The sequence below is a fragment of the Vibrio proteolyticus NBRC 13287 genome (assembly GCF_000467125.1).
Lineage (GTDB): Bacteria > Pseudomonadota > Gammaproteobacteria > Enterobacterales > Vibrionaceae > Vibrio > Vibrio proteolyticus.
This window is the reverse complement of record NZ_BATJ01000012.1, coordinates 1-13,528: the sequence shown is the minus strand read 5'-3', so window position 1 is coordinate 13,528 and position 13,528 is coordinate 1. Positions and strand designations below refer to the sequence as shown.

Sequence of the window (13,528 nt, the reverse complement as noted above, 5' to 3'; positions counted from 1 at the left end):
TAAACCAGCCACATCCTTCCCAGAGCCTACGCCCCGAAATTTGCCGTCGCTCACAAACCGTCTTCAGGCGGCGTAGAGCGTGCAATAGGTTTGACGGACGGCCATGCAATAGTATGAAATAGCGACTGTTTGACGTTGGTTAAGGACATGAGACGTTCATGATTTACATTCCCCTGCCTATGGTGCTCTCACTGTTACTCATGCTGGTTGCCGGGCTGATTTACCTCAGGCGGCCAGAAAGTGGAAAGCCGGTGTGCGGATTTGTGCTGGTGTGCGCCGTGTCGCTGAGCCTGGTGGGATTACGCTGGAGTCTGGACATTGCCTTGCTGCGATTTTTGCAACCTGCCGTCGCTGCATTGATTCCGGTACTGGCATGGTGCTGCTTTATGCCGGCACACCGAGCCGGAAGCGTGTCTTGGTGGCATTTTTCCGGCCCAGCGGCGGTACTTCTGGGATCGTTCATATATCCCTGGTGGCCGTGGCCTATTGATGTGGCGCTAGTGGGGCTTTCCCTTGTGTATGGCGTGGCGTTATGGCGACTGTCCACACAACCTGCCGCGTATGTGCGATTGGAAGACAGCCGCTGGTTTGTGCTCAATGAGCGACTTGGCGCCGGGTTACTGCTGTTTTCCGCGCTGGTCGATGCATTGTTGGCCATCGATTTTGCCGTGTTCAGTGGAGAGCATGTGCTGACGATTGTGTCTGCGGCACACCTGATTATGTTACCCGCACTGGTGGCGGTGGTGATTTTGGCCAGCCGTACCATGCCATCTCTAACGGTATTATCACCCGATAACTTCACCGATCCGGAACCGTTGCCACTGGCAGCGGAAAACGACGATGACGCACGGTGCCAGATTGTCGCCCGACTGGATGATCTGATGTGCGAGCATAAATGGTATCTTGATACGGATCTCACCTTGGATCGCCTAGCGCGCAAGATGATGATCCCCGCACGTCAGATCTCGCGCGCCGTCAATCATGTTCATGGTGAGAACCTGTCTCGATTCGTCAACCGTTATCGGGTGGAGCATGCTAAAACGCTCTTAATTACGACAGATCAGAGCGTTACCGAGATCTATCTGAGTGCCGGCTTTCAGACCAAGTCGAACTTTAACCGGGAATTTGCCAGGCTCACCGGTGTCACGCCCAGTGCATTTCGTCGTCAAGGCCGCGATAGCTGCTCCAGTTTACAATGATGGTGCTGGACTACGATGCTGGTGCAGAAAGGCGGTAATGTCCTCATAGATTGTCTGATGCAGAGCTGCCCGTTGTGTGCCGACAGCATCTCGACAAATAATGCTGTCACCCTTGCTTTCTTGCTCAAGCATCGTCAGGGCATCAGGTTTGCACAACTGCAAGAAACTGAAGTGCATGGCCTGTTGGTAGACCCGGTAGCGGGTGTGGCGAAGAGGCAGATGTTCGGATAAAAAACCCGACTCCTGGCTCTGGGGAAGATCGCCAATATCGACACCTGCGGCCAGAATCAGTACCGGTATGTCAATCTGCCTGAGGCTGCTCACTGACAGACTGTGTGCCAGGCCGATATCCAACAGGATCGCGCGTTTGACGCGCGCATCACGCAGGGGGTGACGTGGTGGCTCGTCGTCTTGCCGGGCAAACAAGCCCATTTCTGATGCTACACCGCATGTTCTTGGGTTTGGCGAGCGTTGACATTCGCGGCTCAACTGTTCGCGGTCCACTTCGGCACCCGTTAGCAAAAGAGTGCTCCAGCCACCTAAGGAATGGCCGATCACACTGATGTCGCGCTGATCGATATGCTCTGCCCAGAGGGGGTGTTGAGTCAGACTGTCCAGTGTTCGTGAGAGATCAATCGGGCGTTGCCACCACTGCCGGGCATCTTGAGGCGCGTGGTTTCGGGATGTTGTTCCCGGGTGATTGACAGCGGTCACCAGATAGCCGGATGCTGCCAGTCGTGTTGCCAGCCAGTTCATATTGCGCCAGTTTCCCCGGTATCCGTGAGACAGGATTACCACTGGAAAACGGCCGGGTTTGACACTGGCATCACGAATGACCCGAGTGCCTACAAAAGCCGGATTGTCGGCAATCAGGCTGTAAGGGGTTGATTGTGATGTCGGGTACCAGACGCTGATGTGTAATGGCCGGGATGTCTGGCTATCAGCACGAAACTGAAGAAAACCGACGTCGTTTGCCTGCACCTGAGTTAAGCTAGTGAGCAGCAGCGCGATAACGATAATACATTTGTACATGGTGTGATGTCCTTTATGGGATAGAGAGCCAACAATAGCGCTCAGTCCAGATGCCAAGAGACCTGAATCGCGATCGAGGTCGTCCTCAATCGGGTTTTAGAACGGTGCTAACTAAGGAGCCAACAGTGAAAAAACATGCGTACCTGCTGTGCCGCTGGGCAGTTTTTGGGCTGGTGATGTTCTCGCCGTCACTGTTCGCCGCGCCGGACTTCTTACAACCGTTTGTCGATATCCGGCAACCGTTATGGACGGTCGATATGGCTGAGCAGGATCGCCGTTTGTATGATTGTGGACTGGAGAAGGAACGAGAACGCATTTGCAGTGATGACTTTGTCTTTGCGCACACCACTGTCAGAGCAGAATGGTTTGTCTCGGGCGACCGCTTGCGACGCGCAGTGTTGCGGGCGGTTTATTCGCCGGCAAACTACGCTGATTTGCAGCTAAGTTTGCGACACTCGGGATATGGTATCGAAAGTGCGTGTGTTGAAACGCGTTGTTTTGACGTTCGGCAGGCGGTGCAGCGCCAGGGGCGTGCCGCCGCAGACAGAGCGCTGGTGACGTTCATCAATCAGCCTGGCAGTGCGCTCTCGATGACCCAGCAATGGGTGGCGTTAAGTCTGTGGGATCGCCCGAGCCCTGTGCTGCGTGCAGAGTTGACCAGTGACGGACAGCAGATTCAGCTTAGTCTGATTCGGGCAGATGTTCTCGAGGATGACGATTGAGGAAGGCAATCATCGCCGATTCATCCAGGTAACCGTCGGCGCGTTTGTGCGCGCGCAGGTATTGATAGCCTGAGACTATCAGTCGTTGTTGCTCTTCGTCTGCCAATGGCTGACCGGTTATATGCTGATAGGCAATGCGGTAGGCTTCCATATCCACCACCTCCGCACGGCGATAAAGATAGCCACACCCCGTTGCCAGCCATTCCAGTGAGCAATTGGCCCGTTGTGCGATTTGATTGGCTTTGCTCAGACTTGGCTCGCTGCCTTTGAGGTATTTTCGGATCAGCCCCTCGGACAACCCGACACGGCGCGCAAAGCCGCTGATGCTTTCTTCACCAATCAGGTTTTTCAGTCGCTCGGAAAAACTCAAAACTCGTACTCCAGTTCGATTTTGTGCTCAGTATACGTTGAGCCGTTGTTGAAACAAGCATAAGGTATGGGCAGATTTTTACAGGAGAGAAGTCATGGTGGAGAAAGTAGCGATAGCACCTCAGGGGCCGGAGTTTTCTGAGCTGGTTCAGGGATACTGGCGACTGGCCGAGTGGGGCATGACACCGCAGCAGCGGCTGACGTTCCTCAAGCAACACATTGAACTGGGGATTACCACCGTCGACCATGCGGATATCTACGGAAATTACCAGTGCGAGCAGTTGTTTGGTGAAGCGTTGCAACTGGACCCGGTGGTCCGGGAGCAGATTCAGATTGTCACCAAATGTGATATCAAACTGTGCTCGGATCAATTTCCACAACGTCGCATCAATCATTACGATACCAGCGCGTCACATATTTATGAGTCAGTGAATAACTCATTGCAGCGCCTCGGGGTGGATGAAATTGATGTGTTGTTGATTCACCGTCCGGATGAGCTGATGAATGCCGATGAAGTAGCGGAAGCCTTTACCGAACTGCACAAAGTTGGCAAAGTAAAACATTTCGGTGTGTCGAATTTCAGCCCGCGTCAGTTTGAATTGTTGCAATCGCGAGTGAGCAAAGCGCTGGTGACCAATCAGGTGGAAATTAATCCGCTTAATTTTGAGGTGGCGCACGACGGTACACTGGATCAAATGCAGACGCTGCGCACCCGCCCAATGGCATGGTCTTGTCTCGGTGGAGGCAGTATTTTCTCCGGCGAAACCGAGCAATCAGCGCGCGTGCGTGCTGAGCTGGAAGCGATCCGTGAGGAAGTTGGTGCGAAAAGTATCGATCAGGTTATTTATGCCTGGGTGCGTCGCTTGCCGTCAAACCCGCTGCCGATCATTGGCTCCGGCAAGATCGAGCGCGTGGAATCCGCGGTGGCGGCTCTGGACATAGAGTTGACCCGCGAGCAGTGGTTCCGGGTATGGGTGGCATCGAAAGGACACGGTGTGCCATAAACCAAGCTTGTATTTACATTGTAAATTCCCTGGGCAGCGTCGGCTGCCCTTTTTATTGCCTGAACGCTGCCCATTCGTCCCGTTTATCTGCCGTTCACGGTGTGTATTCACCGTTGGTCGCAAAGTCCAGCGGCACCCATGGGGGTCTTTTAGTCTGAGAGTTACCAAAGACGAAAAGGAAGACCGCCATGAAATTGACATTGTTTACCTCGCTGTTGCTGGTCAGCGTGCCATTGTATGCCGCGCCCAGTGACCAACTGATCGATCAGTACAATCTTGCGGCTGAAGGCGACCCCTCCCATGTCGAGCCTGTGTATCAGACTCTCCATCAGCAAATTGAATCGCACGGCGCAGACCCTCTTAGCCTGGTGTATCTCGGTAGCACGCAAACCTTAATGGGACGCGATGCTCTGATGCCATGGAATAAAATGAAATACACTGAACAGGGGCTGTCTACCATCGCCAAAGGTTTACGCCTGCAAAGTGCCAATCCTCAACCGCTGCAGGAGCAATTGATTCGCCAGGGGGTGCCTGAGTCGGTATTGACGACGGCCATCGCGGCGGCCACTTATACCTCATTACCGGACATGTTCAATCACTTCGAGCGTGGTTACGACCTCTATCTGACCTTGCTTAGCGAGCCGGTATTTACCCAGCAACCTTTTGCAGCCACCGCCTGGATTTACTTCTATGCGATCAAGGCGTCACTGCGTGCCAATGATATCGAGCACGCGCAGCAATGGACCCGTCTGATGGCTGTCCACAATGCAGAGAATCCCTACACCCAACAGGCGCAAGCCTTGCTGGCCCAAGCGGATTAAGGAGGTCTCATGCTGAAATTCAGTCAAATCGAGAAACATTACCGTCTTGGCAATCAGTCAGTGCCGGCGCTTTGCGGTGTCAGTGGCGAAGTGCAGCGCGGTGAAATGGTGGCGTTGTGCGGTCCGTCAGGATCTGGAAAAAGCACACTGCTCAACCTGCTTGGCCTGTTGGACATGGATTATCAGGGGCAGATTGAACTTGATCAGGTGTCCTGGCCTAAAGATCGCACGCAGCGGCCCAGATCCGTCGTTCACAAATGGGATTTGTGTTTCAGAAGTTCAATTTGGTACCGATTATGACAGCGTTGGAAAACGTAGTGTATCCATTGATGCTTAATGGTGTGGCGATCAGTGATCAGCAGCGGCTTGGCCATCAGATTCTTGAGCGAGTCGGGTTGGGGGGCTTCGAATCTCATCGTCCGGACAATCTGTCCGGAGGGCAACAACAACGGGTGGCGATAGCCCGGGCCATGATCCATCAGCCACAAATTGTGATTGCGGATGAGCCTACGGCCAGCCTGGACAGCCAGACGGCAAACACCGTCATTGACATGATGAAGTCACTTGGCCATGACATGGGCACGACGTTTATTGTCGCGACGCATGATGGACGGATGGCGACGCGCTGTGATCGGGTCATGAACCTGGTGGACGGTGCACTGATACAGGAGACGATGAAATGGGCAAGCTGATTCTATCTCATGTGAAAATTGCGTGTCTGAATCTGATGCGCAACCGTCGGCGCAGCCTGCTCTCGGTGCTGATCATCGCGATTGCAGTGTTTGCCCTGACCAGTGCGGGTGGGTTTGGTCTCTACACCTACGATTCGCTCAAAGAGTCCACGGCACGGGACACCGGCCATCTGACTCTCAGCCAACCAGACTATTTTATCAAGGATGAAGAAACGCCTCTGGCAAATGGTCTGGCCGGCACCAACGCGCTCACCAAAGCGTTGATCGGCCACCCGGATGTGCGAGGTGTCCAGCCTCGGATAGAGTTCAGCGGACTGGTCTCAAATGGCAGTAAATCCACCATTTTTGTCGGGCACGGTGTCGATGAACACGAATTCGATATGAAAGGGCCGTTTCTTGACGTCAGACAGGGAAACACTTTGTCTTCAGTTGATTCGCAGCGTTATGACCCAGCGGAGCCGGAGGTGATGTTAGCGCTGGATCTGGCACGCAACCTCAATGTGTCGGTTGGGGATTGGGTTACATTACTGGCCACGACCAGTGACGGCGCTCTGAATGCCTATGACTTTAAAGTTCGTGGTATCTATTCGACCGGCGTACCGGAATTGGATAAACGTCAGCTCTACATCCATCTGAGCTCTGCGCAGTCATTGCTGGTGACGGACAAAGTCAGCACGCTAGCGCTGTTTTTGTTCGAGACCAGCCGGACTGTCGCGATGCAGGCATGGGTGGAAGATCAGTTGAGCCGTATGACGCTGGCGCAGCCACTGACCGTAACGCCCTGGCAGGAACGGGCCTTCTTCTACAAAAAAGTGCGTGCTCTGTACGACCGTATTTTCGGCATCATGGGGGCGGTTATGGCTCTGGTGGTCTTTGTCGCTCTGTTCAACACCATGACGATGTCGGTCACCGAGCGAACCCGGGAAATAGGCACGCTGTCAGCGCTCGGCACCTATCCCTCTGAAATTATCGCGGGCTTTATTCGCGAAGCGGGGCTGCTGGCGATACTGGGAGCACTCATCGGCGGTGCGTTAACGGCGGTGAGCTGTCTGGGACTGATGGTCGCAGACATACAGATGCCACCTCCTCCGGGCAGAACTGAGGGTTATCCGCTCAATATCTATTTCTCAGCCGAGTTGCTGATGTACAGCGCAGTGGGGGTGCTGCTGATTTGTATTGCAGCGGCCTGGTTCTCGGCGCGTAAAGGGGTCAACAAACCGATTACGGAGGCATTGATTTATGTGTAGTTATCCGAAAAACGTTACTCTGATGGCGTTACTGATGTTGTTCAGTGTGCCGTCCTTGGCGCAGCTATCACGGGTAGAGAAAATGCTGACGCACGCGGATGCTTTCCGTCTTGATCTGGCATCGGCACATGTGGTGTCGTTGGTGACTCTGTATCAAAACGGAGAACAGGACAAGACTCGTCGTTACGACGTTTATACCCGTCCAGAACGTCAGTCGCTGGTGATTTTTAAGTCGCAGGTTGAAGCTGGGCAGAAAATGCTGATGCTAGGGGATAATTACTGGTTGCTGATGCCCAAAAGCCGTCGACCCATTCGCATCACTCCGATGCAAAAGCTGTTGGGCGAAGCCTCCATCGGCGACATTTCGACCTTGAAATGGAGTGATGATTACCACGGGCAATGGCAGGCAGAAGAGATCCTGGCACTTGACGGACAGCAGGTTACGGCGAATCGACTTGAGTTGTCGGCCGCCACTGACGGAGCCAGCTATCAACGCATTACCTTGTGGCTCACTGCCAGCGACGATTTCCCACTTAAAGCGGATCTTTATTTACGTTCCGGTAAGCTGGCGAAGCAGGCACGGTTTCATGCCGGTGATGATGATGGCAAGCGCCGAGTGGTTGCGATGACACTGTTTGATCGTATTCAGCCAGCCAAAAAAACCGTGATTGAATACCAAAGCATTGTCCCGGTGAACCTAGACGACAAGTACTATAACCCGGCTTATCTGGCCCGAAGCGACGCGGTGGAGTGGTGAGATGAGAATCTTGTTGGCGTTGCTGCTGTGTCCTTTGAGCTGTACGGCTGAAGATGTCTCGTTTGACTGGGATTGGACGTTGAGCGCTGCCACAGCACAAAGTACTGACAGCCCGTTTTTCTCACCCACTGACGCCGAGCGCCAGACACTCGATGCATTGTTGGATGTGCAGACCCACTGGCAAGGCATGACTGGGCGCCTTGCCTTGCGCGCAACGAACGTGCTCAGCAGTGACGAAGAAGCCCATGACGGAGAGGTCATGATCCAGGAGTGGTTCTGGCATCACAGCTTTGGCAGTGTGGATGTGACAGCAGGAAAACTGCGTCTCGATTGGGGCGTTGGTTACGGTTACCGGCCGCTGGACATCTTTAAACCGTATCGTCGCCATCCGGTCGGCATTCAGGTTGAAGAAGGGGCAGGCACGCTATTGCTGTCGCATTTTGATGCGCTGGGTGACTGGAGTGTCGTGGCGACCGATTCGTCCTGGACGCAGCAAGAGGGCAGTGAGCTGGAACAGGCGGCGCAGCAAAAAGGCATCGGTATCCGCCGCTATCTCTTACAGGGTGATACCGAGTGGCAGGGCATCGCATATTACGATGATGTCAGGCGTGGCCTGCTGGCAATGTCGGTGATCTCCGTTCTTGATCCGGCTTGGGAGTGGCACGGCTCACTGCTGTATCAGAATCGCTATCTCTCTTATGTCACAGATAGCTCTGCTTTCGCCCCTGAGTTGAAGACGCAAAGCAGTGGCTATCAGGGGTTGCTGGGTCTGAACTGGGCCAGTCTTAGCGGGCATAACATCATTGCAGAATACTGGTATGACAGCCGGGCCTGGAGCCAGTCTGAGTGGCAAAATGTGCGGCAAAGCGCACAGCAGTGGCAGCGCTCGCCTCTGGCACAGTCTCTCGCGGCGGGATACAGCCATGCCAATCTGGTGCAACATAATTTCATGCTGCACTGGACGATGGCGGCGACTGCCTGGCGGGAATGGTCATGGAGCCGCACTCAAAACTGGCTGGATGATTTCACTCCGACCACCGATGTCTTGATCGCGCCACAGGATGGCGGAGTGATTGCCACACAGTGGTTCAACTATCTGGCCTGGGATAGTGGTACGACGTCTGTGGAAGTGGAAGTTGCCGCACGTTTTTACACCGGACGTTCCGAATCTGCTTATGCCAACCTACCGGATAAGCATATGATTCTGTTAAACCTGAAAGGAAAGTTTTGATGTCTGAACTCAAGCAACATATGTACGACAGTGCAAAAAGCCTGCTGTTCACCGCGCTGTTTTGTGTGGCCATTGCGTTTGCCACTCAGACAATATGGCCAAGTAAGCTGCAGGAACATCTGGCGATCAGTTTTGGGTACGGATTCAGTGCAGTGATTGCGGCACATCTTATCGCGTTGCTAAAGCCGAACTGGTCGTCGCGTCAGGTGAATCTGTTCGCGGTGTCCAGCTCCATGGTTATCGGCACGCTGAATGCGTACTGGTGGCTGAGTAAATACCCCAAGTTCAGTCACTTTTCCGCGATGAAACCAGTGATTGTGCTGGGCTTTATCTTCACTGTCGTTTGCTTCGTCTATTTTTATGCGCATGAACAGCGCTTGCTGGCAGAGAAGGCGCTGGAAACGGCCAAGCGCAAGCAATCTGAGCAGGACAAAGCGCTGCTCATGAGTCAGTTAAAGCAGTTGCAAAGCCAGATTGAACCCCACTTTTTGTTTAACACGCTGGCCAATATTCAGGCGTTAATTGATACCGCGCCTCAGGACGCAAAACAGATGTTAAACCGGCTCACAGAACTGCTTCGCGCGACGTTGAACACCACACGCAGTCAGCAAGGCTCCCTGAACAACGAACTGGCGTTACTTGAAGCGTATTTAGGTATTCAGAAAATTCGATTGGGCGACCGGTTGGATTACGTGATTGACAACCGATGCGGTGACAACGACCTCATGCTTCCACCGCTGCTGATCCAGCCTCTGGTTGAAAATGCTATCCAGCATGGTATTGAGCCGCAGCCGCGCGGCGGTGCAGTGACGGTGACCGTGACAGAGAATGCACAACGGTTGATGATTGAAGTTTCAGACAGCGGCGCCGGGCTGGGAACATTTCCGGATACCTGTGGAAGCGGGTTGGGATTGACCAACATTCGTCAGCGACTCATGGCACTGTATGGGGAACAGGCGCGCCTGATCATTCAGGAAAGCCCGGGTAACGGTGTAACCGCACGCATTACCATTGCAATCGAAGAGTTAACACAAGGAGAAGCGGATGTCGGTGACTGCGATCATTGCGGATGATGAACCTTTACTGCGTCACCATCTGAAACGAGAGTTGGCAGACGTCTGGCCCCAGCTCGATGTGCTGGCCAGTGCCGAAAACGGCGCACAGGCTCTGGAGCTGATCGCCCAGTTGCAGCCTCAGATTGCGTTTCTGGATATCCGTATGCCGGGACTGGACGGGGTATCGCTGGCCAGGCAGCTATCCAGGCAGACAAGCGCGCCTCTTGTAGTGTTTGTGACGGCGTATGATGAGTACGCGCTCGCGGCTTTTGAGGCCAATGCCGTTGATTATCTGCTCAAACCGCTGTGTCAGGAACGTCTGCTGCAATGTGTGCGGAAGTTGCAATCTCGCCTCCAAAGCGGTGACGTGGGAGTGCCTTTGCAACTGGCATCGTTGCTGGAAAAAATCGAGCATGCATCGCGTGACGTCAGCCCACAGTATCTGCAATGGATTAAAGCTTCGAAAGGTGATGAAATTCACCTGATCGCGGCCACCGACGTGTTGTATCTGAAAGCCGAAGACAAATACGTCACTCTAGTGACCCTGCACGATACGTTTTTGTTGCGTACCTCACTCCGCGAGCTGCTCACCCAGCTCGACCCACAACAGTTTTGGCAAATTCATCGCTCAACGGGAGTCAATGTTTCGGCGATCGACAAGGTGAAGAAGGATTTTAGTGGCAAAATGCATGTGTACATTGGTGATGCGAAGTTGTCAGTCAGTCGTGCTATGCAGGCGTTATTTCATCAGAATTAATGATATGCAGGCCGGGAATATGTTCAAACCTGATACCCAGGTTAACTGAAGGTACAAAAAATAGAATTCGCCAATAATTTGACTAGTCCTTATCGTCAACTTCATGTATGTTCTGTCACCAATAGATACAATAGATTAATTCTGGTTAATTGCCGTCAGTTAGAGTTTTCTCCGGTATACTAATACCTGTTAAGTTGCATAGCTGAAAGAACAGAATCAACTAAGATGTGGTCGCGCGTAAAAGTCGTGGTTTATCTACACTTTATGGACGCGATACAACGGATTCCTGAAGTCGTGAGGGTCGGATGAGTACAAATGTTTTGCTGCAAAAAGCGATGGTTGAAGAAGTCAACGGGGAAGTCATCGCTGTCAATGAAAAAGGGCTGGCCCGAGTGGTTCGCCCAGGTGATGAGTTGCTGGCTGGGGAGATTCTTCTGACGGTCAACGATGCTTCTGCTGTTGTAATGATCAATGGTCAGCCAACGGTCGTCGACCAGAACTGTGTGGCATGTCTGGCACAGCCACACGGTGAGGACACCGCATTCGAGGCATTGGCTCAGACTCCGCTGGGGGGCGCCGTTGCCATTGATCCGACTCAACTGGATAACACGGGCTTTGGCGCCGATGAAATTCTCGCCATCCAGGAAGCCATTCTGGCCGGCGCTGACCCGACCGAAATTCTTGATCCAACCGCCGCGGGTGGCAGTGATGGTTCTGCGAACGCCGGTTTCGTGACGGTGGACTACCTTGGGCCGGAAGTACTGGCCGCGACATTCTTTGAAACCGCAGGTTTTAACAACAGCTTTGAATCTGAGGATGAAGACCCGTTTAATCCGCTGGTGTTTGCTGCTGGCGGTCAATCTCTGGCAGGCGAACTGACAGAAGGTTCATTGACCCTATCGACGTACCCGCAGTCTATAACAGTTTCAACTTTGGTTCAGGCGGGCGATTTGCCTCTGGATGCCACGTCTTTTGTTCCGGACCCGGTTTCTCTTGCTTCTCTTTTGGCGGAACTCAATTCAGATATCACGTCTTCCGGACAGCCGGTGACCTTTACCTATGACGCTGCCAGTAATGCCATCATTGGTGAACTCAATGGTAGTGAAGTTCTGCGCATTGACATCACAGCCACTTCGGTGGGCAAAAATATTCAGTTGGATGTAACCACGACGATCAGTCAACCGATCGATCATGTCCCGTCAGTCGGGGGTGGTCAGGTTGCCATTAATGGCGATCAGATCAACATCAGCTTCGACATCACTGGTACAGATACTGGGGGGAATGCGATTCAACAACCGATTGATGTGGTGGTTGGCATCAACGATGGTGTGGATCCTGCGCCGCAAGATGTAAATATTGAAAATATTGAGTCGTCCAGTGCTGTAATTGAAGGCACCTTGGTTGAAATTGGCAGTGATGAACTGCAATCGGTGACGTTTGACTCGTCCGCGCTGGCGCAATTTGATGGCCTGATGAGTGATAATCAGGCGGTAGCCGCCACTCTGTCTGAAGATGGCACAAAAATTACTGTGACGATTGCCGGCAGTGACGAGGTCGTACTGACGGTCTCCGTCGGCACTGACGGAAAATTCCAGTTCGAGCAGTTCAAACCGCTTGAGCAGACCAACAGCGATGACACCATTAAACTGTCATTGCCAACCACCATCGTCGACTTTGATCAGGATACGGTGAACAACACCATCAACATCAGCATCATCGACGGTGACAACCCTGTGATTGATGATGTGAGCGGCTTAACGCTGGACGAGTCTGGTGTGACCGATGGGTCTCAGGAAGGCAGCACCATCACGTCAGGTAGTGGGACCATCAGTGCTACTCAAGGCAGTGACATTATCGATCACTTTGAACTGGAACCTGCGGAGTTTAATCAGAATGGTGCTCTGATGTCTCAGGGGCAGGTGATTCAACTGGAGTTGGTGTCAGACGTTAATGGTGTACGCACCTATGAAGGTTACATTGAGCTGAATGGCAGCCGCGTGACCGTGTTTGATATCAAACTGGATTCTCCGTCTCTGGGAGAATACGAGTTTAACCTCTATGAGCAATTGGATCATACGGGCGCAAACGACGAATCCTTGAACATCAATCTGCCAGTGTATGCCGTTGATGCCGATGGCGACCGCTCTTCGTTGACTCCAGGGGCGAAAGATTCTGAAGCGGCGCAGATTGTGATTGAAGTAAAAGATGACGTTCCGACCATCAATGATGTGGATGCGTTGGATGTCAGCGAAGACGATTTGGCCAACATTGGCTCCGATCAGAGCGATCCGGTCAGTGTCGATGGCAAGTTCACCACCACGCAAGGCTCGGACGGGGTGGTCAGTTACCAGCTGGACGGCAGCGCCGATCCGCTTAACGGCCTGACCTCCCAGGGCAATCCGGTCACGTTAGTGGAAACCGCCAATGCCGACGGCAGCTTTACCTACACCGCGACCGCCAATGGCGAGGCGGTGTTCACTCTGGTGATGCGCCCGGACGGCACTTATACCTTTACCCTGGAAGGGCCGATTGACCATGCGCCGGGCAGCGACAGCCTGACGCTGGACTTCCCGATCATCGCCACCGATTTTGACGGTGACAGTGACAGCATGACGCTGCCGGTTACCATTGTGGACGACAAT

12 protein-coding genes and 1 pseudogene are annotated in these 13,528 nt (G+C 53.3%); 11 read left to right on the top strand and 2 right to left on the bottom strand.

Annotated features, from left to right (window positions below; translation table 11 throughout):
- The first annotated feature begins 158 nt into the window (after positions 1-158).
- The gene (locus tag VPR01S_RS14870; protein WP_021706176.1) at positions 159-1,199 is read left to right on the top strand and encodes a helix-turn-helix domain-containing protein; all 1,041 of its coding nucleotides are present in this window, start codon (positions 159-161) and stop codon (positions 1,197-1,199) included.
- On the opposite strand, the gene VPR01S_RS14865 is transcribed toward VPR01S_RS14870, so the two are convergent.
- Positions 1,191-2,231 carry an alpha/beta hydrolase family protein gene (locus VPR01S_RS14865; RefSeq protein WP_021706175.1) on the bottom strand — a complete coding sequence of 347 codons (1,041 nt, stop codon included), beginning with the start codon at positions 2,229-2,231 and terminating at the stop codon, positions 1,191-1,193. The genes VPR01S_RS14870 and VPR01S_RS14865 overlap by 9 nt on opposite strands.
- 125 nt (positions 2,232-2,356) lie before the next feature.
- On the opposite strand from VPR01S_RS14865, the gene VPR01S_RS14860 reads away from it, so the two are divergent.
- Complete coding sequence (locus VPR01S_RS14860; RefSeq protein WP_021706174.1) at positions 2,357-2,953, top strand: hypothetical protein; 597 nt, start codon at positions 2,357-2,359, stop codon at positions 2,951-2,953.
- Here VPR01S_RS14860 and VPR01S_RS14855 read toward each other — a convergent pair.
- Positions 2,913-3,323: a helix-turn-helix domain-containing protein gene (locus VPR01S_RS14855; RefSeq protein WP_021706173.1), complete on the bottom strand. Its 411-nt coding sequence runs from the start codon at positions 3,321-3,323 to the stop codon at positions 2,913-2,915. The two genes, VPR01S_RS14860 and VPR01S_RS14855, sit on opposite strands and share 41 nt — an antisense overlap.
- Positions 3,324-3,417: 94 nt before the next feature.
- On the opposite strand from VPR01S_RS14855, the gene VPR01S_RS14850 reads away from it, so the two are divergent.
- From VPR01S_RS14850 to VPR01S_RS14810, 9 genes and pseudogenes are all read left to right on the top strand, one after another.
- A complete protein-coding gene (locus VPR01S_RS14850; RefSeq protein ID WP_021706172.1) occupies positions 3,418-4,326 on the top strand; it encodes an aldo/keto reductase in 909 nt (302 codons plus the stop codon).
- Positions 4,327-4,514: 188 nt separating this feature from the next.
- Positions 4,515-5,147, top strand: a complete 633-nt coding sequence (locus tag VPR01S_RS14845; RefSeq protein WP_021706171.1) for a hypothetical protein — start codon at positions 4,515-4,517, stop codon at positions 5,145-5,147.
- Positions 5,148-5,156: 9 nt separating this feature from the next.
- Positions 5,157-5,839 (top strand): annotated as a pseudogene (locus tag VPR01S_RS14840) (ABC transporter ATP-binding protein).
- Positions 5,827-7,086, top strand: coding sequence for an ABC transporter permease (locus VPR01S_RS14835; protein WP_021706168.1), 1,260 nt, complete (start codon positions 5,827-5,829; stop codon positions 7,084-7,086). The pseudogene VPR01S_RS14840 and the gene VPR01S_RS14835 overlap by 13 nt, the downstream one beginning before the upstream one ends.
- Entirely contained in the window at positions 7,079-7,843 is a 765-nt protein-coding gene (locus tag VPR01S_RS14830) for an outer membrane lipoprotein-sorting protein (protein ID WP_021706167.1), read from the top strand. The genes VPR01S_RS14835 and VPR01S_RS14830 overlap by 8 nt, the downstream gene beginning before the upstream one ends.
- A 1-nt stretch (position 7,844) precedes the next feature.
- The gene (locus VPR01S_RS14825; RefSeq protein ID WP_021706166.1) at positions 7,845-9,074 is read left to right on the top strand and encodes a hypothetical protein; all 1,230 of its coding nucleotides are present in this window, start codon (positions 7,845-7,847) and stop codon (positions 9,072-9,074) included.
- The gene (locus tag VPR01S_RS14820) at positions 9,074-10,147 is read left to right on the top strand and encodes a sensor histidine kinase (RefSeq protein WP_021706165.1); all 1,074 of its coding nucleotides are present in this window, start codon (positions 9,074-9,076) and stop codon (positions 10,145-10,147) included. The genes VPR01S_RS14825 and VPR01S_RS14820 overlap by 1 nt, the downstream gene beginning before the upstream one ends.
- Positions 10,119-10,886: a LytR/AlgR family response regulator transcription factor gene (locus VPR01S_RS14815; RefSeq protein WP_021706164.1), complete on the top strand. Its 768-nt coding sequence runs from the start codon at positions 10,119-10,121 to the stop codon at positions 10,884-10,886. The genes VPR01S_RS14820 and VPR01S_RS14815 overlap by 29 nt, the downstream gene beginning before the upstream one ends.
- A gap of 305 nt (positions 10,887-11,191) precedes the next feature.
- A partial coding sequence (locus VPR01S_RS14810) for a retention module-containing protein (RefSeq protein WP_021706163.1) occupies positions 11,192-13,528 on the top strand: 2,337 nt, incomplete at its 3' end.

Coding starts and splice junctions, on each gene's coding strand:
- VPR01S_RS14870 (WP_021706176.1), top strand. CDS start 159: ATGATTTACATTCCCCTGCCTATGGTGCTCTCACTGTTACTCATGCTG.
- VPR01S_RS14865 (WP_021706175.1), bottom strand. CDS start 2,231: ATGTACAAATGTATTATCGTTATCGCGCTGCTGCTCACTAGCTTAACT.
- VPR01S_RS14850 (WP_021706172.1), top strand. CDS start 3,418: ATGGTGGAGAAAGTAGCGATAGCACCTCAGGGGCCGGAGTTTTCTGAG.
- VPR01S_RS14845 (WP_021706171.1), top strand. CDS start 4,515: ATGAAATTGACATTGTTTACCTCGCTGTTGCTGGTCAGCGTGCCATTG.
- VPR01S_RS14835 (WP_021706168.1), top strand. CDS start 5,827: ATGGGCAAGCTGATTCTATCTCATGTGAAAATTGCGTGTCTGAATCTG.
- VPR01S_RS14830 (WP_021706167.1), top strand. CDS start 7,079: ATGTGTAGTTATCCGAAAAACGTTACTCTGATGGCGTTACTGATGTTG.
- VPR01S_RS14825 (WP_021706166.1), top strand. CDS start 7,845: ATGAGAATCTTGTTGGCGTTGCTGCTGTGTCCTTTGAGCTGTACGGCT.
- VPR01S_RS14820 (WP_021706165.1), top strand. CDS start 9,074: ATGTCTGAACTCAAGCAACATATGTACGACAGTGCAAAAAGCCTGCTG.
- VPR01S_RS14815 (WP_021706164.1), top strand. CDS start 10,119: ATGTCGGTGACTGCGATCATTGCGGATGATGAACCTTTACTGCGTCAC.